The organism is Streptomyces sp. NPDC058671 (genome assembly GCF_042716475.1).
GTDB lineage: Bacteria > Actinomycetota > Actinomycetes > Streptomycetales > Streptomycetaceae > Streptomyces.
Window position 1 is genome coordinate 52,277 of record NZ_JBHXSA010000005.1, and the last position, 24,181, is coordinate 76,457.

The 24,181-nt window shown below is 72.1% G+C and carries 21 protein-coding genes; 11 read left to right on the forward strand and 10 right to left on the reverse strand.

Features of this window, described 5'->3' with window-relative positions:
* Positions 1-147: 147 nt before the first annotated feature.
* The 3 genes from ACFWV2_RS08055 to ACFWV2_RS08065 form a co-directional block, all read right to left on the reverse strand.
* Positions 148-585 carry a DUF2267 domain-containing protein gene (locus tag ACFWV2_RS08055; RefSeq protein WP_384403996.1) on the reverse strand — a complete coding sequence of 146 codons (438 nt, stop codon included), beginning with the start codon at positions 583-585 and terminating at the stop codon, positions 148-150.
* An 82-nt stretch (positions 586-667) separates the two neighbouring features.
* The gene (locus ACFWV2_RS08060; RefSeq protein ID WP_384403441.1) at positions 668-1,081 is read right to left on the reverse strand and encodes a DUF2267 domain-containing protein; all 414 of its coding nucleotides are present in this window, start codon (positions 1,079-1,081) and stop codon (positions 668-670) included.
* Between the two features lie 288 nt (positions 1,082-1,369).
* A complete protein-coding gene (locus ACFWV2_RS08065; protein ID WP_384403444.1) occupies positions 1,370-1,804 on the reverse strand; it encodes an Hsp20/alpha crystallin family protein in 435 nt (144 codons plus the stop codon).
* A gap of 106 nt (positions 1,805-1,910) precedes the next feature.
* Between ACFWV2_RS08065 and ACFWV2_RS08070 the strand changes: the two genes are divergently transcribed.
* On the forward strand, positions 1,911-2,582 hold the full coding sequence (locus tag ACFWV2_RS08070; RefSeq protein ID WP_384403447.1) for a type III effector protein: 672 nt from the start codon (positions 1,911-1,913) through the stop codon (positions 2,580-2,582).
* Positions 2,583-2,744: 162 nt separating this feature from the next.
* Here ACFWV2_RS08070 and ACFWV2_RS08075 read toward each other — a convergent pair whose 3' ends face one another.
* Both ACFWV2_RS08075 and ACFWV2_RS08080 read right to left on the reverse strand, forming a co-directional pair.
* Positions 2,745-3,179 (reverse strand): VOC family protein, encoded by a 435-nt coding sequence (locus ACFWV2_RS08075; RefSeq protein ID WP_384403450.1) that lies wholly within the window; start codon positions 3,177-3,179, stop codon positions 2,745-2,747.
* A 30-nt stretch (positions 3,180-3,209) separates the two neighbouring features.
* Complete coding sequence (locus tag ACFWV2_RS08080; RefSeq protein WP_384403453.1) at positions 3,210-3,908, reverse strand: NADH oxidase; 699 nt, start codon at positions 3,906-3,908, stop codon at positions 3,210-3,212.
* 444 nt (positions 3,909-4,352) lie between these two features.
* Between ACFWV2_RS08080 and ACFWV2_RS08085 the strand changes: the two genes are divergently transcribed.
* Together ACFWV2_RS08085 and ACFWV2_RS08090 are read left to right on the forward strand one after the other, a co-directional pair.
* The gene (locus ACFWV2_RS08085; protein WP_384403456.1) at positions 4,353-5,612 is read left to right on the forward strand and encodes a globin domain-containing protein; all 1,260 of its coding nucleotides are present in this window, start codon (positions 4,353-4,355) and stop codon (positions 5,610-5,612) included.
* A 63-nt stretch (positions 5,613-5,675) separates the two neighbouring features.
* Complete coding sequence (locus ACFWV2_RS08090) at positions 5,676-6,320, forward strand: pyridoxamine 5'-phosphate oxidase family protein (protein WP_384403459.1); 645 nt, start codon at positions 5,676-5,678, stop codon at positions 6,318-6,320.
* Positions 6,321-6,367: 47 nt separating this feature from the next.
* Here ACFWV2_RS08090 and ACFWV2_RS08095 read toward each other — a convergent pair whose 3' ends face one another.
* On the reverse strand, positions 6,368-7,750 hold the full coding sequence (locus ACFWV2_RS08095; RefSeq protein WP_384403462.1) for a GH1 family beta-glucosidase: 1,383 nt from the start codon (positions 7,748-7,750) through the stop codon (positions 6,368-6,370).
* Between the two features lie 250 nt (positions 7,751-8,000).
* Here ACFWV2_RS08095 and ACFWV2_RS08100 point away from each other — a divergent pair, with 250 nt between their 5' ends.
* The 3 genes from ACFWV2_RS08100 (at position 8,001) to ACFWV2_RS08110 (ending at position 11,743) form a co-directional block, all read left to right on the forward strand.
* Entirely contained in the window at positions 8,001-9,020 is a 1,020-nt protein-coding gene (locus tag ACFWV2_RS08100) for an ROK family protein (protein WP_384403465.1), read from the forward strand.
* Between the two features lie 225 nt (positions 9,021-9,245).
* Positions 9,246-10,625, forward strand: coding sequence for a mannose-6-phosphate isomerase, class I (manA, locus tag ACFWV2_RS08105; protein WP_384403468.1), 1,380 nt, complete (start codon positions 9,246-9,248; stop codon positions 10,623-10,625).
* 137 nt (positions 10,626-10,762) lie between these two features.
* The gene (locus tag ACFWV2_RS08110; RefSeq protein ID WP_384403471.1) at positions 10,763-11,743 is read left to right on the forward strand and encodes an acetylxylan esterase; all 981 of its coding nucleotides are present in this window, start codon (positions 10,763-10,765) and stop codon (positions 11,741-11,743) included.
* Positions 11,744-11,861: 118 nt separating this feature from the next.
* On the opposite strand, the gene ACFWV2_RS08115 is transcribed toward ACFWV2_RS08110, so the two are convergent.
* Complete coding sequence (locus tag ACFWV2_RS08115; protein WP_384403474.1) at positions 11,862-12,893, reverse strand: LacI family DNA-binding transcriptional regulator; 1,032 nt, start codon at positions 12,891-12,893, stop codon at positions 11,862-11,864.
* A complete protein-coding gene (locus tag ACFWV2_RS08120) occupies positions 12,890-15,307 on the reverse strand; it encodes a glycoside hydrolase family 2 protein (protein WP_384403999.1) in 2,418 nt (805 codons plus the stop codon). The genes ACFWV2_RS08115 and ACFWV2_RS08120 overlap by 4 nt, the downstream gene beginning before the upstream one ends.
* A gap of 292 nt (positions 15,308-15,599) precedes the next feature.
* Here ACFWV2_RS08120 and ACFWV2_RS08125 point away from each other — a divergent pair, with 292 nt between their 5' ends.
* The 3 genes from ACFWV2_RS08125 (at position 15,600) to ACFWV2_RS08135 (ending at position 18,951) form a co-directional block, all read left to right on the forward strand.
* A complete protein-coding gene (locus tag ACFWV2_RS08125; RefSeq protein WP_384403477.1) occupies positions 15,600-16,925 on the forward strand; it encodes an ABC transporter substrate-binding protein in 1,326 nt (441 codons plus the stop codon).
* An 83-nt stretch (positions 16,926-17,008) separates the two neighbouring features.
* Positions 17,009-18,040 carry a carbohydrate ABC transporter permease gene (locus ACFWV2_RS08130; protein WP_384403480.1) on the forward strand — a complete coding sequence of 344 codons (1,032 nt, stop codon included), beginning with the start codon at positions 17,009-17,011 and terminating at the stop codon, positions 18,038-18,040.
* A complete protein-coding gene (locus tag ACFWV2_RS08135) occupies positions 18,037-18,951 on the forward strand; it encodes a carbohydrate ABC transporter permease (RefSeq protein ID WP_384403483.1) in 915 nt (304 codons plus the stop codon). Before ACFWV2_RS08130 ends, ACFWV2_RS08135 begins: the two co-directional genes overlap by 4 nt.
* 98 nt (positions 18,952-19,049) lie before the next feature.
* Here ACFWV2_RS08135 and ACFWV2_RS08140 read toward each other — a convergent pair whose 3' ends face one another.
* The gene (locus tag ACFWV2_RS08140) at positions 19,050-20,084 is read right to left on the reverse strand and encodes a LacI family DNA-binding transcriptional regulator (protein WP_384403486.1); all 1,035 of its coding nucleotides are present in this window, start codon (positions 20,082-20,084) and stop codon (positions 19,050-19,052) included.
* Positions 20,085-20,692: 608 nt separating this feature from the next.
* Between ACFWV2_RS08140 and ACFWV2_RS08145 the strand changes: the two genes are divergently transcribed.
* Positions 20,693-21,955 (forward strand): cellulase family glycosylhydrolase, encoded by a 1,263-nt coding sequence (locus ACFWV2_RS08145; protein WP_384403489.1) that lies wholly within the window; start codon positions 20,693-20,695, stop codon positions 21,953-21,955.
* Between the two features lie 105 nt (positions 21,956-22,060).
* Here ACFWV2_RS08145 and ACFWV2_RS08150 read toward each other — a convergent pair whose 3' ends face one another.
* Positions 22,061-23,419 carry an FAD-dependent oxidoreductase gene (locus ACFWV2_RS08150; protein ID WP_384404001.1) on the reverse strand — a complete coding sequence of 453 codons (1,359 nt, stop codon included), beginning with the start codon at positions 23,417-23,419 and terminating at the stop codon, positions 22,061-22,063.
* Between the two features lie 187 nt (positions 23,420-23,606).
* Between ACFWV2_RS08150 and ACFWV2_RS08155 the strand changes: the two genes are divergently transcribed.
* Positions 23,607-24,140 (forward strand): GNAT family N-acetyltransferase, encoded by a 534-nt coding sequence (locus ACFWV2_RS08155; RefSeq protein WP_384404004.1) that lies wholly within the window; start codon positions 23,607-23,609, stop codon positions 24,138-24,140.
* Positions 24,141-24,181: the final 41 nt, after the last annotated feature.

The following is a 24,181-nucleotide window of genomic DNA, read 5'->3' on the forward strand; positions in this document are numbered from 1 at the left end:
GCACCGCCGACCGGGGACGTCAGCAGGTGCGCGGGGCCACCGGGCCGGCCTCGTCGGCAAGGACGACGAGCTGGGCGCGGTCACGGGCGTGGATCGTCACGGCCCGCCGCACCCGCTGACGGCCGTGGGTCGTCGGCTCCTTGGCACCTACCTCGACCAGGAACTGTGCAGCTCGGCCTTGCCGAAGAGGAGGGCGTAACCGGAGGGGAGTTGGCCGATGATGCGGTCCACGAGTTCCGGTCCGGCGAGCTGGGAGACGGCGGCGAGGACCGCGCCCACGTTCCAGCGGGAGGTGGCGGGAGTGCTGCCGGTGCGCCGGGCCAGGTCCTTGACGAACTCCCAGCCGGTCAGGGGTGCGGTGGCGGGGACCTGGGCGGTGAGGACCAGGGCGGCCTCGACGGGGAGGCGGGACGCGAGTTCGACCCGTTCGTCGCCGACGAGCTGGCGCCCCAGCGCGGCGAGTACGGAGTGGACGACTTCCTCGGCGCGCTCGCGCGTCGGGTAGGCGCCTTCGTAGCGCACCCGTTCGAGCATGCGGGTGTAGGACGCCGCGCCGGTGACGCCGCCGGGCGCCGGGGCTGCCATGGTCTCGGTCTGCAGAGTCATACCGGTGGAGATCGCCGTTCTCTTCGGGCCCGGTCGGCGGACCGGGCGGTGCGAACACGTTTCACGGGGTGTCGGTCGGCCGGACGGGGTGCGGCCGACCGAAGAGGAGGTCGAAGCCGGGTGGGAGCTGGAGGAGTATCCGGGCGGTCAGGTCCTCGCCGGCCGCGTCGGCGGCGACGCTGAGGACGGCGCTGACGTCCCAGGCCGCGGTGCGCTCGGTGGCGCCTTCGATCCATGCGGCCGTGGCGCGCACGAACCGCTCGGGCGAGAGGGGCTCGGTGGCCCGGAGCGGGTTGAGCAGCACGACGGCGAAGGTCTCCGGCAGCCGGGCGGCGAGTGCGGCCCGCACGTCACCGACCAGATGGGCGCCGAGCAGCGCGAGCACGGTGCGGGCCGCGCGTTCGGCCTCCTGGGGTGTGCGGTAGTCGCCGCGTTCCGTGACCTTGTCGAGGAACGCCTGCCATCGCAGTGTCATCACGGCCCCCTTCGCGTGAGAGAGGGATACGGGGTCGCGGAGGACGGAGGAGGGGGAGAGGCCTCCGCCCTCCGCTCCCGGGTTTCGTCGCGGCTCGGCCGCGCATCGGGCGGGCTCAGGGCTCTACCGCTGAGCGGGCCGGCTCGGAGCTCATCCGGTGATCGGGCCGGCTCAGGGCTCAGCCGGTGGTCGGGCCGTTCGGGGCTCTACCGCTGATCGGGCCGACTCAGGGGCCGGCCGCGGATCGGCCGGCCTGCGGCTCGGCCGCCGATCGGGCCGACCCAGTCCTCAGCCGCTGATCTGCCGGCGGCTGTCCCCGCCGCCGATGCTGATCTTGCGGGGCTTGGCGCGCTCGGCGATCGGGATGCGCAGCGTGAGCACTCCCGCCTCGTAGTCGGCCGTGATCTTCTCGGTGTCGAGGGTGTCGGCCAGCATCAGCTGCCGGGAGAAGACACCGAGGGGCCGCTCGGACAGTTCCATCTGGACGTCGTCGGCCTTGGCGACGGGTCGGCGCTCGGCCTTGACCGTCAGCATGTTCCGCTCGACGTCGATGTCGATCGCGTCCGGCGAGACGCCGGGCAGGTCGAGGGCGATGACATAGACGTCACCTTCGCGGTAGGCGTCCATCGGGACCGCCGAGGGTCGTGACCAGGTCCCGGGGGCACCCGCCAGCTGCTGGGCGAGACGGTCGAGTTCGCGGAACGGGTCGGTGCGCATCAACATCGCGAAACACCTCCAGTCAGGATCAGGCAGTGACTGCCAATGCGCTTCATCTGACACCGTTGTACCATGTCATCCAAACGACGACAAGTTTCATGTCAACGAATGGATGACATGGAGGAGAGGAGTCGATTCCGTGACAGGAGCGGACCAACCGGTCGCTTTCCGTGCGGCCCTCGCGGCCCTCGCGGAGATCGACGAAGCCGTACGGGCAGCCCGATCCGCGACCGCCCCGGACGCCGCGCCGGGCGGGTCCTCGGAGGAGGCGCTCACCGCCCTCCTCCTCCTGCGCGAGCTGCGGGAACAGCTCGCCGCCTGGGAGCCCGGGTTCATCGAGGCGGCCCGGGACGCCGGCGCCAGCTGGGCCGAGCTCGCCCAGCCCCTCGGCGTCACCAGCCGGCAGGCCGCCGAGCGCCGCTATCTGCGGGTACGGCCCGGCGGCCCCGGCACCACCGGGGAGCAACGTGTCCAGGCCACCCGCGACCGGCGCGCCGCCGACCGCTCGGTCACTGCCTGGGCCCGGGGGAACGCCGCCGAGCTGCGCCGCCTCGCCGGACAGATCACCGCCGTCGACGGCCTCCCCGCCCCCGCGAGGAACGCCCTGTCCGAGGCGCTGGCGAGCAGCGATCCGGCCCTGCTCCTGGAGCCGCTCAGCCGCACCCTCACCCATCTCGCGCCCGCGCACCCCGACCTGGCCGAGCGCGTCGACACGCTCACCGACCGCACGGCCCATCTCCGTCAGGAGAGCGCCCAGCGCCGCTCGGGCACCCCGCAGCCGTGATCGTCCGAACCCGGGGGGTGTGAGGCCGGCGTTCGGGGGCAGGGGATGAGCAGAGCGAGAGCCGCCGCCGCGGTCCCCCCCTTCCCGCGGGCGGCGGCTCTCCTCAAGCGGGGGCTCCGGATCGCACGGAGGAGTCACCCGCCCCGAGGTCCCGGAGCGGGCTCAGTCGAGGCAGAACTCGTTGCCCTCGACGTCCTGCATCGCGAGGCACGACTCGTTGTCGTCGTCGGCGGGCAGGAGTTGCACCCGTGTCGCGCCGAGCGCCGTCAGGCGCGCGCCTTCGGCCTCCAGCCTGGCCAGGCGTTCCTCACCCACGAGTCCGGTGGCGACGCGCACGTCGAGGTGCAGCCGGTTCTTGACGGTCCTGCCCTCGGGGACGCGCTGGAAGTACAGCCGGGGGCCGGCCCCCGAGGGGTCGACGCACGCGAACCAGGCGTCCCGGTCCTCGGGCGGCAGCGCCTGGTTGTAGGCGTCCCACGTGGCGAAGCCCTCGGGCGGAGGAGGTACGACGTACCCCAGCACCTCGCACCAGAAGCGGGCGACGCGCTCGGGTTCCGCGCAGTCGAAGGTGACCTGGAAGTGCTTGACCGACGCCATCGGACCACCGTAACAGGGGGGCTTGGCAGCTCAGTTCCCGCTCCCGCTCCCCCGTACGAGCATGCCCGCCGCCGCCAGGTACTCCAGGATCTCCCGCGTCACCGTCCGCGGCAGGGGCAGTGCCCGGGCCACCGCCTCCGGTGTGACGGCGGCGGCCAGCATGGCGACCACCCACATCGGCTCGGGGCGGTGCAGCAGCACCCGGTGCTGCGCCCCGCCCCGTTCGAGCCGGAAGCCCTTGGCTTCCAGGAGCAGTGTCACGCCCCGGTGCAGCCGGACCGGTTCCGTCTCCCCCAGTCTCGGGAGCACGAACACCGCGGGCCTGGTGAGCGGGAGCACCGACAGGAGCGGACCGCGCAGGTCCGCCAGTCCCAGGGTGCGCACGATCAGATGGGACAGCCGCCGAAGGGCGGGCAGGAGGATGAGGTACAGGCCGGCGCCGAGCATCGGAACGCCGGGCGTCGACTCGATGTTGCTCAGCAGGACGGGCCCGAGCTCCATCCGGTAGAGGGCCTCGCGCAGCACCGGATGCGCGTCCCCGATGCGCTCGTCGCCCCAGGGACCGACGAGCAGGAGGCCGCCGCCGTCCTCCCGCTCGATGGCGACGTCTTCTCGCAGGGACCACAGGTGTACGGTCCCGGGTTCGCCCTCACTCCGCACGAGTAGTCCTCGACTTGACGCCACGATCTCGTCGAGTATCCGGCCGGAGGGCGTGGGGCCGGTAGCCACGCATTCACGTATCCGTCGTGAATTTCTCATACGCCTCCCGGTGTCCGGCCTCGTCCTCGGGTTCGCCGGCCACCGGGAGGATCCGCTCGGTGCGGGTCCTCGCCGGCGCGTCGACCCCGCGGGCGGTCCGCGGGACTCCGACCGTTTTCGACTGGGAATCGGGGGCACAGGAAGGGGGCAACTCCCCAGCATGTGCCCGTTCGGGGCGGAACGGGTCGTCCCTTCCGCATATCCCGCGGCTACTTCTGAGTCACCCGGATGATCGGGTAGCGTCCGGAGCTGCTTAGTCCGCTTCGATGCTCCCGCCCGCCTTGAGGACCCCATGCCCGCCAGTGAGATCCCCGCCCGCAGTGCCCACCGGGGGCGCAGACCCATGAGCGCGTCCGGCTCGCGTCCCGCCCGGCTCGCGCCGTCTCGAATACCGACGGGCGGAGCTCTGGTCTCTTGAGGTTCCGGATCAGACGCCCCGGCAACACGCCCGTTCCGCCCTCCCCGGAGGACCAGGACCGGGAGCAGGAGCACGCACCCGCACCGGCCGAGTACCTCCTTGAGCCGGAGCCGGCCGAACCACCCCTCTCCCCCCACGAGATCGCGCTCATACGCGCCTCCGTGGCGGTGGTGGAGCCGCTGGCCGCCGACATGACCGTCTACTTCTACGCGATCCTCTTCGCCCGCCACCCCGAGGTGCGCCCCCTGTTCCCACCGGGGATGGACGCCCAGCGCGGCCGCCTCCTGCGCGCCCTGCTGCGGATCGTCGACCTCGTCGACGATCCGGAGAGCCTCGTCCGCTTCTGCGGCCACCTCGGACGTGACCACCGCAAGTTCGGCACGCTCCGGGACCACTTCCCCGCCGTCGGCGAATGCCTCCTCGCCTCGCTGGCCCGCTACGCAGGTCCCGCCTGGACCCAGGACATCGCCGACGCGTGGACCAAGGCGTACGGAGTGGTCGCCGACGTCATGATCGGCGCGGCCGAGGAGGACGCGAGGACCCGGCCCGCCGTCTGGCCCGCCACGGTCGTGCACCGCGTCCCCTGCGGGCCCGGCATCGCCGAGGTCACCGTGCGCCCCCACACGCCCTACGAGTACGCCGCCGGGCAGTACGTCAGCGTCGAGACCCCCTGGCACCCCAAGCAGTGGCGCTCCTACTCCCCCGCCAACGCGCCCCGCGAGGACGGCACCCTCACCTTCCACGTACGGGCCGTTCCCGGCGGCACGGTCAGCACCGCGCTGGTGCACCGGGCCGTCCCGGGCGACGTGGTCCGGCTGGGCGCGCCCATGGGCGACATGGTGCTGGACGCCGCCGTCCACAACGACCTGCTGTGCGTGGCGGGCGGCACCGGCCTCGCCCCGATCCGCGCGCTCGTCGAGGAGGTCGCCCGGCGCGGCGGCCGGCACCAGGTGAACCTCTTCCTCGGCGCCCGCACCGGCGCCGAGCTGTACGGGGTCGATGACATGCTGCGCATGGCCCAGCGCCACCACTGGCTGACGGTCAGGGGCGCGGTCTCCGACGAGTACATCCCCGGCATCCGGGGGTCCCTGCCGCAGGTCCTCGCCGAGTACGGGCCGTGGTACCAGCACGACGTCTTCCTCAGCGGTCCGGTCCCGATGGTGACGTCCGCGAGGCAGACGCTCACCCTCACCGGTACGTCACCGGACCGCATCCACCACGACCCGTTCGACGTCTCCGCCCTGGCCACCACCTGAGGCCCCCGTCCCCGTCCGTCCCTCCCCTCCCCTCCCCCCACCATCCCTGCCAGGAGCAACCCCGTGTCTTCGCACCCGACGCCCTTCGGTTCAGCAGGTGAACACCTCCTGCAGCAGCAGCTGGGCACCGCCGACCGCGCCCAGAGGTTCTACGACCAGCAGGTGCGTCCCTGCCTCACACCCCAGATGCGGGAGTTCATCGGCCGCCAGACGATGGTCTTCCTCGCGACGTCCGACGCACGGGGGGAATGCGACGCCAGCTTCCGGGCGGGCCCTCCGGGCTTCGTCCACGTCATCGACGACCACACCCTGGCGTACCCGGAGTTCCGGGGGAACGGGGTGCTCGCCAGCGCGGGCAACATGAGCGAGAACCCTCACCTCGGCATGCTCTTCGTGGACTTCACCCACGACCGCATCGGCCTCCACGTCAACGGGGTGTCCCGGCTGTACACCGACACGACCCTGCGCGCGCTCCACCCCGAACTGCCGTCGGACGTCGCACCCGGCCGGGGTCCCGAACTGTGGGTCCACCTCAGCATCGAGGAGGCCTACATCCACTGCTCCAAGTACATCCCCCAGCTCGCCCAGGTCCCCCAGCCCGCCCTCCACGACCCCGCCCGCCCCAAGGACGCCCACTACTTCACGGGCCCCCGCCACGCCGCGGACCCGGCCCCCCTCGAACCGGCCCCCTGGGTCCGGGCCCGCTAGGGGTCCAGGCCCACTAGGGGTCCAGGCCCGCTAGGGGTCCGGGCCTCCTAGCGGGCGGCGGCCGCCGCGATGACCGCGCGGTACCAGTGGTATGAGGCCTTGGGGGTGCGCGTCCCGGTCGGGAAGTCCACGTGCACGAGCCCGAAGCGCCTACTGTGGCCGAACGCCCACTCGAAGTTGTCCATGAGCGACCAGGCGGTGTAGCCGCGCAGGTCGACGCCGTCCGCGACGGCCTCGGAGGCCGCCCGGAGGTGGCTCTCCAGATAGGCGATCCGGTCGGCGTCGTGCACTGTGCCGTCCACGGCCGGGGGGTCGTGCTCTGCGGAACCGTTCTCCGTGATGTGGAGCGGCGGGAGGAGGGTGCCGTAGCGGTCGCGGAGGGACACGAGGAGGTCCCGAAGGGCCTCGGGGACGACGGCCCAGCCCATGGCGGTGCGGCGGACGCCGGGAAGGTCCACGCCTTCGAAGCGGTTGTCCATGGCGGTGCGCAGGGCCGGATCGGGCTCGCGCCAGGGCGCCGCCCGGACGGTGGACGGCGTGTAGTAGTTGAGGCCGAGGAAGTCCATCGGGGCGGAGACGAGGGCGAGGTCGCCCTCGCGGCGGAAGTCCTGACGCTCGATCAGTTCCCCGAAGGTGTCCGCTTCCGCGAGGGCGTAGCGGCCCGTGAGGAGCGGGTCGGTCCACATCAGGTTGCGCTGGGTCTCGGCGCGCAGGGCGGCCGCGACGTCGGCGGGGTCCTGCGTGGCCGGCGTGACGTGGTCGAGGTTGAGCGAGATCCCGGCCTCCTGGACCCCGGCGGCGCGCAGAGCGCCCAGGGCCAGGCCGTGGCCGACCAGGAGGTGGTGGGCCGCGGCGAGCGCGGGCGTCCCCTCGGAGGCTCCGGGGGCGTGCTCACCGTTGGCGTACCCCAGGAAGGCGCTGCACCAGGGCTCGTTCAGGGTGATCCACCGGGGGACGCGGTCCCCGAACCTCGCCGCGACCAGGGCCGTGTACGCCGCGAAGCGCTCGGCCGTGTCCCGGGACCGCCAGCCGCCCGCGTCCTCAAGGGGCTGGGGCAGGTCCCAGTGGTAGAGGGTGAGGACCGGTGCGATGCCGGCCTCCAGCAGGTCGTCGACCAGGCGGGCGTAGAAGTCGAGCCCCCGCGTGTTCGCCGGGCCCGAGCCCGACGGCTGGATCCGCGGCCAGGCGACGGAGAAGCGGTAGTGGGACACCCCGAGGTCCGCGAGCAGCGCCACGTCCTCCCGGTGCCGGTGGTAGTGGTCGCAGGCCGTCTCGCCGCTGCTGCCGTCCGATACGGCGCCGGCGCGCCGGGAGAAGGTGTCCCAGATCGACGGCCCTCGTCCGTCCTCCTGCGTGGCGCCCTCGATCTGGTAGGCCGACGTGGCGGCGCCGAACTCGAATCCGGGCGGAAAGGCCGGGAAATCGCTCACGGAAAGGAGAACCCTTCGTGCGGAATGGGAGAAGAGCCGGGACAAGGAGTGGGGGAGGGTGGGGAGAGAAGCGCGGTGAGCAGGTCGAGCATGAAGGAATTAAGCGGCCCGGTCCAGGGAGTTCGGATCACCGACGGGCGGTTTTACTAAACCCGGGCTTAACTGAACCCGTTTACTGGACAACGTTGTCAACCACTGGGCAGAGTGGCCCCAGCAGCCGCTACCGGGCTGGCACGAAAGGTGGAACGCGATGGTGTACGGAGCACTCGACATCGGGGGCACGAAGATCGCCGGGGCCCTCGTCGACGCCGACGGGCACCTCCTGGTGCGGGCGCAGCGGCCCACTCCGGCGCGGGGCAGCTCGGAGGAGCTGATGGGCGCCGTCTCCGCCGTCCTCGACGACCTGGCGGCACATCCGGAGTGGGCCGCGCTGTCGTGCGTCGGCATCGGCAGCGCGGGTCCCGTCGACACGGTCGCGGGCACGGTCAGCCCGGTCAACATCCCGGCCTGGCGCGCCTTCCCGCTGGTGGACCGGGTGCGCGCGCACGCGGCGGTGCCCGGAGGGATGCGGCCCGTCCTCGTCGGCGACGCGGTCGCGATGACCGCGGCCGAGCACTGGCTGGGCGCGGCCAGAGGCGTCGACAACGCGCTGTGCATGGTGGTCTCCACCGGCGTGGGCGGCGGACTGGTCCTGGGCGGGGCACTCCGCACGGGGACCTCGGGGAACGCCGGCCACATCGGTCACATCACCGTCGACCAGAACGGCCCCCTCTGCCCCTGCGGGGCACGCGGCTGCGTGGAGCGCTTCGCCAGCGGCACGGCCATCGCCGCCCACGCGCTGGAGTCCGGCTGGACCCCGGCCGCCGGGGCATCCGCGACGGCCAAGGAGGTCGAGGCGTCCGCCCGCGCGGGCGATCCCCGCGCCCTCGCCGCGTTCGACCGCGCCGGGCGCGCCCTGGCCGCGGCGATCGCGGCCACGGCGGCGCTCGTCGAACTGGACCTCGTGGTCGTCGGAGGCGGGGTCGCCCAGTCCGGGGAGACGCTCTTCGGCCCCCTCCGGCACCACCTGGCCTCGTACGCGGTACTGGACTTCACGCGCGGCGTACGCGTGGTGCCCGCCGCCCTCCGCCTCGACGCGGGCCTGATCGGAGCCGCCGCGGCGGGCGCCGCCACGGTGGGCGCAGGGCCTGCGGGCGCCGCCACGGTGGGCCCGACCCCGGCCGGCCCGTCGCGGGCGAGCACCGGGGCCGGGAGCCGGCCCACGGGCTGAGCGCTTCGGCCGGGCCGACTGGACCGGCTGGACCGGACCGACCAGGCCGACAGGACGGCTGGAGCGACCGGACCGACGAACACGCCGCACGCGTCCTACCCACCGCACGCGGCCCACCCGTCGCACGCGCCGACCCACCGCACACACCCCACCCACTGCACGCACCGCCCTCGCCCCTCCCCCCGGCCCCGTCGTCGCACCTCCTCCCGCCCTCAGGAAGAACCCGTGGACCTCCTCCTCAACACCGTCCAGTCCTACGACTGGGGCTCCGTCACCGCCCTGCCGCGCCTCCTGGGCACCGAGCCCAGCGGTGCTCCCCAGGCCGAGCTGTGGATGGGAGCCCATCCCGCCGCGCCGTCCCGGGTCCGGCGCGACCACCGCACGCTCCCCCTGGACCAGGTCATCGCGGCGGACCCGCTCGCGGAGCTGGGGGCGGCCACCCTGCGCCGGTTCGGCCCCCGGCTTCCGTTCCTGCTCAAACTGCTGGCCGCCGACGCCCCGCTCTCCGTCCAGGTGCACCCCGACCTCGCGCAGGCGCGGGCCGGTTTCGCGCGCGAAAACGCCCTCGGCATACCGACGGACGCCCCGCACCGCACCTACCGGGACGCCCACCACAAGCCCGAGATGATCGTCGCCCTCAGCCGCTTCCGGGGCCTGTGCGGCTTCCGGGCCCCCCGCGAGTGCGCCGACCTGCTCGACGCCCTCGCCGTCCCCGCCCTGCGCCCGTACGCCGAGTCGCTGCGCGCCCTCCCGGAGGAAAAGACGCTCGCGGAGGCGGGGCCCCTCCGCGAAACCGGGGCGCCCAGCGAGGCAGAGCCGCCCACCAGGACAGGAGCCCTCCCCGACACCGGAGCCCTCCCCGAGCCAAGGGCGCTCGCCGGGACCGGGGCGCTCCCCGAGACCGGAGCCCTCGCCGAGGTCTTCACCGCCTTCCTCCGACCGCCCGCGGGCCTCGTCACATCCGTCGCGGAGGCCGTCGAGGCGGCGGCCGTCCTGGCGGGCCCCCACCGGGAGGACTTCGCCGCCTACGCGACGGTCGCCCGCGCGCATCCGGGGGATCCGGGGCTGCTCGCCGCCCTGATGCTGCGCCGTGTCGAACTGGCGCCGGGTGAAGGGCTCTTCCTCGCGGCGGGGGTCCCGCACGCGTACCTCTCCGGTCTCGGGGTGGAGATCATGGCGAGCTCCGACAACGTCCTGCGGTGCGGCCTGACGTCCAAGCACGTCGACGTGGCCGAACTCCTGAAGGTGGTCCGCTTCACGGCGGCGCCGACGCGCGTCCTGACCCCCCGGGGGGAGGAAGGGGAGGAGGTGTATGCCGCTCCCGTCGACGACTTCCGGCTCTCGCGGTTCCGGCTGCGAGCGGACGGGCCGGCGAGACGCCTCGCACCCGGCCCTCCCCAGATCCTCCTGTGCGTCGACGGCGAGGCCGCCGTGACCTCGACGGCCGGCGCCGTACGCATCGGGCCCGGCCGTTCCGTGTACGTCCCCGCCGCCGCCGAGGTCGCGCTCACCGGCACGGGCACGGTCTTCCGGGGCACCGTGGGAACACCGGAAGTTCGTCGGCGGCAGCTCGACGCGGACACGAAGCCCCGGGCCCCTCACTGAACTTCACCGGTTCCGTCCGGCCTATCTCCTCGGCGCGTGGGAAAGAGTGCGCGCGACCGATGATGCCCGTGCCACCACGGCCCGCTGAGCCGGCCGTCGTACGACGGCCGGCCCCGTCCCCAGGAGAGACCCTTCCGATGCCGTACGCCGATCTGCCCCCCGACCACCCGGCCACGCGGGACGAGCCCCCGGTGGAGCCGGACGGCTTCGACGCCTTCTGGTCCGAGACCCTGCGGACGGCCCGCGCGGCCGGACGTGCCCCGGAACTCCAGCCCGTGCGGGACTCCCTCCTGACCACCGTCGACGCCTATGACGTGCGGCTCTCCGGCTGGGGCGGCCACCCGGTCGCCGCCTGGCTCGTCGTGCCGTCGGAGGCCGAGGAGCCGCTGCCGACGGTGATCACCTACCTCGGATACAGCGGCGGGCGCGGCCTGGTGACCGACCACCTCCTGTACGCGTCCGCCGGCTACGCCCACCTCGTCGTCGACAGCCGTGGCCAGGGCCATGACACCCCGGACCCCCACCCGGACACGGGCACCCACTGGGTGCACGGCTACATGACGCGGGGCATCGAGGACCCGCACGCCCACTACTACCGGCGCCTCGTCACCGACTGCGTCCTCGCCGTCGACGCCGCGCGCTCCGTCCCCCACGTGGACCCGGACCGGATCGTCGTCCAGGGCGCGAGCCAGGGCGGCGGTCTCGCCCTCGCCGTGGCAGGCCTGGCCGGTGACGACATCGCCGGCGCCCTCCCCGACGTGCCGTTCCTGTGCCACATCCGCCGGGGAGCCGAGACCGCGACCGAGGGGCCGTACACCGAGCTCGTCGACTATCTGCGCCGGCACGCCCCGCACGCGGCGGAGCGGGTCTTCACGACCCTCGCCCACTTCGACGGCGTGCACTTCGCGCGGCGGGCCACGGCTCCCGCCCTGTTCAGCGCCGGATTGATGGATCCCGTCTGCCCGCCGTCGACCGTCCTCGCCGCCTACCGGAACTACGCGGGCGAGAAGGACATCAGGGAATGGCACTTCGCCGATCACGCGGGCGGAAGGGGGGCGACGGCCGTCGAGCACCTGCGGTGGCTGCGCCGACGGGGACTCGCGCCCGCGGAGCGCTGAGAGGACCGGGACAGCGCCCGCCCGGCGGGCCGGTCGCGCATACTCCCCGTGGGCGGACGGACGAGGAGGGGCCGCACCTCCGTAGCGGTGCGGCCCCTCCTCGTCCGACCCACGGTGGCTACGTGCGCCGGGGCGGCCCGGTGGAACCGCGCGGCGTCAGCGCCGGCGTCGGGACCTGGTGGTCACCCCTGTACGTGCCCTCGATGACACCGAACAGGGAGCGCGCGACCTCCTCGCCGAACTGGTGCACGTCATGGCTCATGGCCGAGAGCGCCGGGTGGGTCAGTCGGCACAACTGGGAGTCGTCCCAGGCCAGCAGGGACACGTCGTCGGGCACGGAGAGCCCCATCTCGGCGGCCACGGCCGCCCCCGCCACGGCCATGATGTCGTTGTCGTACACGATCGCCGTCGGACGGTCGGGGCCGAGCAGCAGGCTCCTGGTCGCCCGCGCCCCCTCCTCCCCGACGAAGCCGGTCGACATCTGCAGGCGTCCGTCCAGGCCGAGTTCGGCCATCGTGGCCTCGAAGGCCGCGGCTCGGATCCCGCTGTGGCCGAGGCCCGCCGGGCCGCCGACGCGCGCGATGCGCCGGTGGCCGAGCGCGGCGAGGTAGCGCACGGCCTCCGCCGCCGCCGACGCGTCGTCCGTCCAGACCGAGGGGAACCCGCCGGTCAGCGACGGATGGCCGACGGCCACGGCGGGCATGCCCAGTGCCCGTAGCGGCCCCACCCGCGGGTCGTCGTGGTGGAAGTCGACCAGGATGGCCCCGCCGACGGTCCGGCTGCGCCACCACTCCTCGTACAGCGTGATCTCCTCCTCCAGGTCCCGCACCAGCCGCAGCAGCAGCGAGCACGAGCGTGCGGACAGGACGTCCTCGATGCCGGAGATGAACTCCATGTAGAACGGTTCGAGTCCGAGGACCCGCGCCGGGCGGCAGAGCGCGAGGCCCACGATGCCCGACCGCCGGCCGGAGAGGCTCCGCGCGGTCTGGTGCGGCGCCCAGCCGAGTTCCTCGGCGACCTCGAAGATCCGCTTGCGTGTCGCCTGGGACACTCCGGGACGGTTGTTGAAGGCCATGGAGACGGCGCCCTTGGACACCCCGGCCCGCGCGGCGACGTCGTTGATCGTGACGCGGGCGGCGGGGACGTTCACGCGGCTCCCACGCTGAACAGCGCGTCCCGTACGGCGGAGACGTCGACCTCGTCGACCTCACCGGCGACGGGCCATCCGGTGACCGTGATCCGTGCCTCCTCACCGGGGAGCAGCGTCAGCAGACCGCGGTCCGCGTGGGCCCGCGGCGAGAGCCGGTCGGGCTGCAGGAGCAGGTCCCGCACCAGGGTCCGGGCGGTGACCACCACCTGCGCCGCCCCGCCTCCGGCGTGCGCCTCGACGCGGACGTCGTACTCCGGGGACGGGTAGGCGAACTCCTTGTCGGGTACGGGGAAGTGGACCGCCCGCAGTCCGTCGGCGTCGGCGACGAGGAACTCCTTCACCGATCCGGGTGCGGGCAGGAGCCCGCCCGGCAGGACCGGCCGGGCGACCGAACGCGCGGCGGCCTCCACCTCGACGACGGCTTCGCGCAGGACGGTGCCGTCCGCGCCGATCCGGCGCAGCGTGACCGCCGTGCGCCACGGGGAGCCGGACTGGTTGTCGACCGCGAGCACCGGTCCGTCCTCGGTGGGCACGAGGGTGAGAAGCCGGTCCGCGTACACCCTCCGCAGCTCGTGGTAGAGCGGCTTCAGCCGGCCGTCACCGTCGATCGCGGCCCAGGAGCTGACCGGCCAGCAGTCGTTGATCTGCCACACCACCGTGCCCGCGCACACCGGCCAGTTGGCCCGCCAGTGCTCGATTCCGGCGGTCACGGCCCGTGCCTGCACGACCTGTGCCAGAAAGTGCCAGCGGTCGAAGTCCCCCTCCGGCAGGGCGAAGTGGCGTGCGATGCCCCGGTTCAGCTTGCCGTTGCCGTCCTCGGCCTTCTGGTGGTGCAGCATGCCGGGAGAGTCGGGGGCGAGTTCCTCGCCGGGCAGGGCGCGACGCAGGGTGGCGAGGGCGGGCGGGGCCTGCCAGCCGAACTCGGAGCAGAAGCGGGGCACGTCCGCCCGGTACTCGGCGTAGTCCTGGCGGTTCCACACCTCCCAGGAGTGGTGGGTGCCGTGGGCGGGGTCGTTGGGGTGGTGGTCCCAGGACCCGGACCAGGGGCTGCCCGCCGTGTACGGGCGGGTCGGGTCCAGTTCGGCGACGATCCGGGGCAGCACGCCGAGGTAGTACCCCTCGCCCCAGGAGTCTCCGGCCAGCGGCTGTTCCCACTCCCAGTCGCGGAATCCCCAGAGGTTCTCGTTGTTTCCGTTCCACAGCACCAGGCTCGGGTGGGGCATCAGGCGGACAACGTTGTCGCGCGCCTCGGCCTCCACCTCTCCGCGAAGGGGCTGCTCCTCGGGGTAGGCGGCGCAGGCGAAGAGGAAGTCCTGCCAGACCATGAGCCCGAGTTCGTCGCACACGTCGTAGAACGCGTCGTCCTCGTAGATCCCGCCGCCCCAGATCCGGACCAGGTCCACGTTCGCCCCGGCCGTCTGCGCGAGCCGGGTCCGGTACCGCTCCGGTGTCACGCGGGACGGCAGGACGTCGTCGGGGATCCAGTTGACCCCGCGCGCGAAGATCCGCACGCCGTTGACCACGAAGGTGAAACCGGTGCCGTGGCCGTCCGGGGAGCGGTCGACCTCGACGGTACGGAAGCCGATCCGCCGCCGCCAGGTGTCGAGCGGGTCGCCCTCCTCGTCCAGGAGCGCCACGTCCAGCCCGTACAGCGGCTGTTCGCCGTGGCCGCGCGGCCACCACAGCTCGGGCTCGGGGACCCGGAGGACCAGGACGGCCTCGTCGCCCTCGAAGACCGTCTCGGCGACGGCGTCCGCGACGGTGGCGCGCAGCCGCAGCGGGCGGCCCGCGCCGCTCCCGGCGCGCTCGGTCCGGACCCGTAGCTCGACCCGTCCGGCTGCGTCGTCGACCGTGACCAGGGGCCGGACCTCGGCGAGTCGGGCGGTCGACCAGTGCTCCAGGCGCACCGGCCGCCACATGCCGGCCGTGACGACCGTGGGGCCCCAGTCCCAGCCGAAGGAGCAGGCCATCTTGCGGATGTACTGGAAGGGCTCCGGGTAGACGTTCGGGCGGTCCCCGGTCAGGGCGCGGACGCGGTCGGCCTCCTCGTACGCGGAGGTGAAGCGCACCTCCAGCGGGCCGGTGCGGCCGGTGACGTCGAAGCGGTGGGCGCGGTGCATGTTGCGGGTCGTGCCGAGGGACCGGCCGGCGAGGAGGACCTCGGCGGCGGTGTCGAGCCCGTCGAAGACGAGGTCGGTGCGCTCGTGGCCGCTGTCATGGGCCAGTTCCGTGGCGTAGGACCAGGCCCGTCGGCCCACCCACGCGATCTCGGTCTCGTTCCGGCCGATGAACGGGTCGGGTATCACCCCGGCGTCGAGCAGATCGGTGTGGACGCAGCCGGGGACGGTGGCCGGAAGCAGTGCGTCCTCGTGGCGCAGCTTCCAGCCGTCGTGCAGCTGGGTGACGTCCTTCATGGTGTGCGGCTCCAATCGCCTGACGGTGTTCTCGTCGTGGGGTGGACGCGGGTGTGGGGCGACAAACTAACCGCCGTTCCCTGCGGCTGTCCATGAACCGGTGAAGTAGCTGGGCCCAGGGGAAGAGTGACTGCGAGTGAGGAGCCTGCCGGAGATACCGGCACCTACGCGTCACGGCGGTAACGATTGCGTATCACGCGGGAAATCAACACTTTACCGGTTCACGTTCGGCTGACATAGTGCCGACATCCCACCGGTAAGACCTGAGCCGTAACCCTGAAGGAGTTGGGCAATGGGCAAGAAGTCGATGGCGCTCACGGGCGTGCTGCTGACAGCCACGATGGTGACCGTGGCCGGGTGCGGCGGAGGAGGGAGCGCCGTCACCGGCGAGACGGCCGCCGCCCCGTCCGACCCGAAGGAGGTCTCGGGCGAGATCAAGGTCCTCACGCACCGGACCGACCTCGTCCAGAACGGGGTGATGAAGAAGTACGCGGCCGAGTTCAACAAGGTCTACCCCAAGGTCGAGGTGAGCTTCGACGGCATCACCGACTACGAGGGGGAGGTGAGGATCCGGCTGAACGCGAAGTCCTACGGTGACGTGCTGGGCATCCCGGGGGCCGTGGCGAAGAACGACTACCCGAAGTTCTTCGCCCCGCTCGGTTCCGCCAAGGAGCTGGGGGCGAAGTACCGCTTCGCCGACAAGACCGAGGTCGGGGGGAAGTCGTACGGCATCGCCCAGTTCGGCACCGCCAACGGCTTCGTCTACAACAAGGCCGTGTGGAGGAAGGCGGGGATAACCGCCTGGCCGAAGACCCCGCAGGAGTTCCTGGCCGGCCTGAAGGCGATCAAGGACAGGACGGGCGCCACCCCGTACTACACCAACTTCAAGGACGGCTGGCCGCTCGTCCAGTGGAGCGCCAACATCGGTGCCGTCAGCTGCGACTCGCAGGCGGGCAACGCGCTGGCGGGTCCGGTGTCCCCCTGGAAGGCGGGCGGCGAGCTGCGGACGATCGACACGCTGCTGCACGACATCGTCCGGCAGGGGCTCGCGGAGAAGGACCCCACCACCACCAACTGGGAGACGTCCAAGGCCCTGCTCGCCGAGGGCAGGATCGCGACGATGATGCTGGGCTCCTGGTCGATCACCCAGATGCAGGGCGCGGCGACCGACGCGGGCCTCAAGGCCGAGGACATCGGCTTCATGCCGTTCCCCACCCAGAAGAACGGCACCTTCTGCGCGACGGTGACGTCCGACTACCAGCAGGCCGTCAGCGTCCACTCCGAGAACAAGCCCGCCGCGCGCGCCTGGATCGACTGGTTCACCGAGAAGTCCGGCTACTCGGAGAGGGAGGGCGTCGTCTCCGCGGTCAAGGCCGCGCCCATGCCCGCGACCCTCAAGGACTTCGTTGACAACGATGTCACGTTCGTCGACCGCTCCGAGGCCAGGACCGCCGCGGTCAACGACATAGACGAGGCGGCCGAGATCGGCCTGACCAAGCAGGACTACCGCCAGAAGCTCGTGGACACCGCGCGGGGAGCCGCGAAGGGCAGCCTGGAGGACTTCTTCGCCGACCTCGACAAGAGGTGGAACGAGGCGGCGGAGATCGCCGGTTCCTGATCCGACGGCGGAGCGGGCCCCGGCCGGACCGACGCCGGCCGGGGCCCCTGGACCTTCCGCAGTCGCGGACACGAAAGGCCGACATGACCGAGACAACCCACACCGCTCCCGGGGGCGCCGCCGTGCCGCGGCGATCCGCCACGGACACGGACGACACGGGGCACGCGTCGCGCGGAGGGAAACCGGGGGGCCGGCCGGCTCCCCGGCGCCGCCCCACCGCCGGGAGCGGACAGCCCCGTTCCTGGCGGCGCTCGCCGCTCCGCCGGATCACGCCCTGGCTCTTCCTGGCGGTCCCGCTGGCGTTCCTGATCACGTTCACCTACGTCCCCGTGGCGAGCATGATCTCCTACAGCTTCACCGACTGGGACGGGGTGAGCCCCGACCGGGAGAACGTCGGCTTCGACAACTACGTACAGATATTCACCCGCCCCGAGCTCTTCAGGGTCTTCTTCGTCAGCGGCTACTACCTGGCCGCGTCCGTGGTCCAGATCGCCGTCGCCCTCTACTTCGCGGTGATCCTGAGCTTCGACCTCCGGTTCCGCAACTTCTTCAAGGGGATCCTCTTCTTCCCCTACCTCATCAACGGCGTCGCGATCGGCTTCGTCTTCCTGTACTTCTTCCAGGACGGCGGCACCCTCGACTCCGTGCTGGCGTGGCTCGGCGTGACCACCGACCACCCCTGGCTCGGCGACCCCACCTCCGCGAACATCTCCCTGGCCGGGGTGTCGGTCTGGCGCTTCACCGGACTGAACTTCGTCCTCTTCCTCGGCGCCATCCAGTCCATCCCCGGCGAGCTGTACGAGGCCGCCGAACTGGACGGCGCCGGCAGGTGGAAGCAGTTCCGCCACATCATCGCGCCCAGCATCAAGCCCGTCATCAGCCTCAGCGTCATCCTGGCGATCTCCGGCTCCTTGTCCGTCTTCGAGATCCCCTACATCATGACCGGCGGCGCGACCGGCACCCAGACCTTCGTCATCCAGACGATCAAGCTCGCGTTCCAGTTCAACAAGACCGGCCTCGCGTCGGCGGCGGCCGTGGTGCTGCTCCTGATCATCCTGCTGGTCACGTGGATCCAGCGCCGGCTCGTGCCCGACGACAAGGTGGACCTCGTATGACCTCCCCCGGCCCCCTCGCGGTCCCGCCCTCCGCCCGCGCCGACCGACGCCTCGCGGTCCCGCCTTCCGCCCGCACGTCCCGACGCCGCCGCCTCCCCATCGGGACCCTGCTGACCTATCTGTCGCTGATCGCCGCCACGGCGGTGGTCCTGCTGCCGCTCGCCGTCGTCTTCCTCACGTCGCTCAAGACCTCCCGGGAGGTCGGTGCGGGGGGCGCGCTCTCCCTGCCGGGGAACTGGCTGAACTTCGACAACTACGTGACGGCGTTCACCGACGGCAACATGCTCATGGCCTTCGGGAACACCGCGTTCATCCTCTTCTTCTCCATCAGCGGCACCGTGGTCATCGGCTCGATGACCGCCTACGCCGTGGACCGCTTCGACTTCCGGGCGAAGAAGCCGGTCATGGCGCTGTTCCTGATCGCCACCCTCGTGCCCAGCGTCACCACGCAGGTCGCGACCTTCCAGGTCATCAGCGGCTTCGGCCTCGTCGACACCCGCTGGGCCCCGATCCTGCTCTACATGGGCACCGACATCGTGTCCGTCTACATCTTCCTGCAGTTCATCCGAGGCATTCCCGTCTCACTCGACGAGGCGGCCCGGCTCGACGGCGCGAACGCCTTCACCATCTACCGCAAGATCATCTTCCCGCTCCTGAAGCCGGCCGTCGCCACCGTGGTCATCATCAAGGGGATCACCACCTACAACGACTTCTACATCCCCTTCCTCTACATGCACTCCGAGGACCTCGGGACGATCTCCACGGCGCTCTTCCGCTTCAAGGGCCCGTTCGGCGCGCACTGGGAGGCCATCTCGGCCGGGGCGATCCTCGTCATCGTGCCGACCCTGGTCATCTTCCTGCTGCTCCAGCGCTGGATCTACAACGGCTTCTCCCAGGGCGCCACCAAGTAGGGCGGAGGCGGAGCGTGGAGGCGGGCGGCCCCGGACGCGGCGGACGGCCGGGGGTCAGGAGGACTCCGGTCGCCCGCCCCATGGCGGCCGCCCTGCGATCAGGAGGATTCCGGTCGTCCGTCCGACGGCGGACAGGTACTGCCCCGGGGAACGAAGCGGGCGTACCCGTCGCGGATGTCGTGGACCGCCTCGCCCGCGATCAGCGCGAGCAGCGCGTTCGCCGCACGAGCCCCGTACGCCGGGATGTCCCGCGTCACCGCCGACAGCACGGGACGGACCACCTGGGTCAGGGGGGACTCGTCCCAGGCGACGATCGACAGGTCGCGCGGGATCGAGAGGTTCAGCTCCTGCGCCACGGAGAGCGCGGCCACGGCCATGATGTCGTTGTCGAAGACGATGGCCGTCGGCCGTTCCCGGGCGATCAGGAGCGAGCGGGCGGCCCGGGCCCCGGCGTCGCCGGTGTAGTCGGTGTGGACCACGGCGGCCTCGGGGATCCCGGCCTCCTGGCACGCGGCGCTCAGCGCCCGGTCACGGACCGCCGTGTGGGTCAGCTCCGCCGGGCCGGCCACCCGGGCGATGTGGCGGTGGCCGAGCACCGCGAGATAGCGCACGATCTCGTGGATGCTCTCGCCGTCGTCCGACCAGATCGCGGGCAGCGAACCGGAGGCGTCGGGCGGCCCGACGACCACCGCGGGAAGACCGAGGGCCTCGACGGCGGGCACCCGCGCGTCCGCGGCCTGGAGGTCCATGAGGAAGACCCCGTCGATCCGTCGCTCGCCCCACCAGCGCCGGCAGACCTCGATCTCCTGCTCCTGGTCCCCCACCATCTGCAGCATCAACGCGTACGAACGCTCCGAGAGGGCCGCCTCCACACCGCTGATGAACTCCATGAAGAACGGCTCCACGCCGAGCATCCGGGCGGGCCGGCACAGGGCGAGCCCCACCGCCTGCGCCCGCCCTCCGGTGAGCGCGCGGGCGGCGCTGCTGGGGCGCCACCCCAACTCCTCGGCGATGCTCTTGATCGACGCGCGGGTGGCGTCGGAGACCCCCGGCTGGTCGTTCAACGCGTACGAGACCGCCACCTTGGACACGCCTGCGCGGCGTGCGATGTCCGCCATGGTCGGCCGCTTCACGCGCCACCCCTGTCTGTGCTGGTCCGTCGCCGGTGGTCGACCCTACCCGCCCGCCCGCACCGCCGGGGGTACTCCGCCCGGGCGGCCCGGCGGGACGCGAGGGCCGGTGGGCGACACCCCGTCCGCCGTTCCGGCAGACCGCGCTCAACCAGCCGAGCGATGGTGGCGGTTCTCGGATTCCACCGCGCCACGAAGGGACAAGTCCCTCTGGTCGGCCGCGACATGAGCGAGCCTGATCCGGGAAGCCGCCGGAAATTCCCGAATGCCACCCGATTCACCGACGGGCTCTCGCTGTCGACGGGCGGAACACGAAGGACCGTAAAACCCGGGGAGCCGCGGAGCAACCCCCACGGACAAGAATCCCTTGTTCAGTGGGAATTTAGCTTTGTCGACGCCTCCTTTTGTCCACCGAAGCGAAGCGCCGCTTTCCCGCCTATTGACTTCGGGGGAACGGGGAGTGCCTCATGGTGAAGACCGCCGGCCCGATCTCGTCGGCCGGTCAAGAATCCCGAGCCATACGACCGAGCGGCCGACGCGCCACGGGATGACAACGTTGCCATAGCTCGGTGACGCGGTCCCGACGAAGAAGCATCCCCCTGAGGAGACACATGAAGAAGCCATCGCGCAGAACCTGGCTGACCGCTCTCGGCGCCGCGATCGCCGGAGCAGCCGGCCTGCTGCTGCCCGTTCTCGGACCCGTCGGTGAGGCCGAGGCAGCCCCCACCGGCCTCCGCGTCGACAACGGGCGTCTGTACGAGGCCAACGGGAACGAGTTCGTGATGCGTGGCGTCAACCACGCGCACGCCTGGTACCCGGAGCGGGCCGGCTCGATCGCCGACATCGCCGCCAAGGGCGCCAACACCGTCCGGATCGTCCTCAGCAGCGGCGACCGGTGGACCAGGACGACCACGGACCAGGTGTCCTCCCTGATCGACCGGTGCAGGACGAGCAAGCTGATCTGCGTGCTCGAGACGCACGACACGACCGGCTACGGCGAAGAGCCCGCCGCGGCCTCCCTGGACCGGGCCGCCGACTACTGGATCAGCCTCAAGAGCGCACTGGTGGGCCAGGAGGACTACGTCGTCGTCAACATCGGCAACGAGCCGTTCGGCAACAACGACCAGGGCGCGTGGACCAACGCGACGAAGAGCGCGATCGGCAAGCTGCGCGGCGCCGGCCTCCGCCACGCCCTCATGGTGGACGCCCCCGCCTGGGGCCAGGACTGGGCCCATGTCATGCGGGACAACGCCGCTTCGGTCTTCGCCGCCGACCCCGACCGCAACACGATCTTCTCGGTCCACATGTACGGCGTCTACGACACCGCCGCCGAGGTGCAGAGCTACCTGAACCACTTCGTCAGCAACCGACTCCCCCTCGTGATCGGCGAGTTCGGCGACGCACACAGTGACGGCAACCCCGACGAGAACGCCATCATGGCGACGGCCCAGTCCCTCCGGATCGGCTACCTCGGCTGGTCGTGGAGCGGCAACGGCGGCGGGGTCGAGTACCTCGACATGGTCAACGGCTTCGACCCCGCCTCCCTGACCCCGTGGGGCAACCGTCTCCTCCACGGCGCGAACGGCATCTCCGCCACCTCGAAGAAGGCCACCGTCTACGGCGGCGGACCGGTGGACGACATCGCCCGGAACGGCTACCCGTACTGCGCCCGGGGCACCACCACCGACCCCGACGGCGACGGCTGGGGCTGGGAGAACAACCGCTCCTGCGTCGTCCGCGGCGGCCCCGCCGACACGGCGCCCAACGGCTACCGGTACTGCGCCCAGGGCAGCGCCACCGACCCCGACGGCGACGGCTGGGGCTGGGAGAACAACCGCTCCTGCGTCGTCCGCCACGGCTCCGCCGACCGCTGACGCTTCCCCAGCTGGTGATCCGGCTGGCGCAGAGTGCGCCGCGTGGCCGCGACCGGTCCCCCGTTCCGGTCGCGGCCGCGTCGGCCCGGGTGTCGGGCACGGTGGTCAGCAGCCTCCGGAAGAGGCGGGGGCTCCGACACCGATGGTGAGAGTGGTGGGGGCGGCGCAGCAGCCGCCGCCGTCGGTCGGGGTCGCCTGGGGCTCGTCGAAGAGGCCCGCGCCGCCGCAGACGCCCGTCTCGGGAAGGGTGAGTTCGACGCGTTCGGCGGCCTCCCGGTCCCCGGCGAGGGCGGCGGCGATGGAGCGGACCTGCTCGTATCCGGTCATGGCCAGGAACGTGGGGGCGCGGCCGTAGGACTTCATGCCGACGAGGTAGACGTCCTTCTCCGGGTGGGAGAGCTCGTTGACCCCGTGGGGGTAGACGGTGCCGCAGGAGTGCTGGTTGGGGTCGATCAGCGGGGCCAGCTCGACCGGGGCCTGGAGGCGCTCGTCCAGGCCGAGGCGGAGTTCGGAGAGGAAGGACAGGTCGGGGCGCAGACCGGTGAGGACGATGACCTCGTCGACCGGGTCGAGGCGTCGGCCGTCGTCACCGACGAGGACGAGCTGCTCGCCGTCGCGCTCGATCGCGTCCGTACGGAAGCCGGTGACGGCGTCCGCGTGGCCGTTGTCGACGGCGGCCTTGGCGGCGAGACCGAGGGCGCCGCGGGCGGGGAGCTGGTCGGCGGTGCCGCCGCCGAAGGTGGAGCCGGAGATGCCCCGGCGCAGGACCCAGACGGCGTGGGTGCCGGCGCCGTCGTCGGACGTGGAGAGGGCGGCGAGCGTGGCGAGGGCGGTGAACGCGGAGGCACCGGAGCCGATGACGGCGGTGCGCTTGCCGGCGTAACGAGCGCGTGCGGCGGGGTTGTCGAGGTCGGGGATGCGGTACGAGATCCGGTCCGACGCCGCCTTCTCGCCGAGGGCGGGGAGGCCGTCGCCGCCGATCGGGCTCGGGGTGGCCCAGGTGCCGGAGGCGTCGATGACCGCGTGGGCGAGGACCCGCTGCTCGGAGGCGTCGGCGAGCTGGATCCGCACGGTGAAGGGCTGGGCCTCGCGGTCGGCGTCGACGATCCGGTCGCGGCCGACGCGGGAGACTCCGGTGACGGTGGCGCCGTAGCGGACCTTGTCGCCGAGGACGTCGGCGAGCGGCTGCAGGTACCGCTCCGCCCAGTCCGCGCCGGACGGGTAGGTGGCTGCGTCGGGCTTCACCCAGCCGGTGGGCGCGAGGAGCTTCTCGGCGGCCGGGTCGACGACCTCGGACCAGGTGGAGAAGAGCCGCACGTGCCCCCACTCGCGGACAGCGCTGCCGGCGGCGGAGCCCGCCTCCAGGACGAGCGGATCGAGGCCGCGCTCGACGAGGTGGGCGGCGGCGGCGAGACCGGCCGGGCCGGCACCGATGACGACGACGGGAAGCTGCTGCTCGGACATGGCGGGTGTTCTCCTCAACGCGGGGCGGTGGGCCTCGGCGCGGGGGGAGCGCATGTCGGTGATCACGGCGAGACCTCCTCTGTTTCGATACTTATCGATGTCCTCGATGTCTGGAGCTTGTCACCTGCATCGACAGATGTCAACATAGACATCTGTCGAACTCGCTGTCGTGGAGAGGATGGCCGTGATGTTCAGGGCCCTCGCCGACCCGGCAGCCGATCTTGGGACAACCGTGAACATCACACCGCTCACCACCGAGCACGCCGACGAGGTCGTCGCGATCTACCAGGCCGGAATCGACGAGGGCGACGCCACCTTCGAGACCACCGCCCCCACCTGGGAGCAGTTCGACGCCGCCAGGATGCGCGAGCACCGCTTCGTCGCCCTCGACGACGACGGGCGGGTGCTGGGCTGGGTGGCGACCGCCAAGGTGTCCGACCGCCGCGCGTACGCGGGCGTGGTCGAGCATTCGGTCTACGTCCACCCCGCCGCCCGGGGCCGGGGCATCGCCACCGCGCTCCTCAGGACTCTGGTCGAATCCACCGAGGCGGCCGGGATCTGGACCATCCAGGCGGGCATCTTCCCCGAGAACACCGCCAGCCTGGCCATCCACGGGCGCGCCGGTTTCCGGGTCATCGGCACCCGCGAACGCATCGGCCGCCACCACGGCCGCTGGAGGGACACCGTTCTCGTCGAGCGCCGCAGCCCCCTCGTCGGCTGACCGGGCCGGCTCCGCGGAGGCGATCGGCCTTCGCGGCCGAC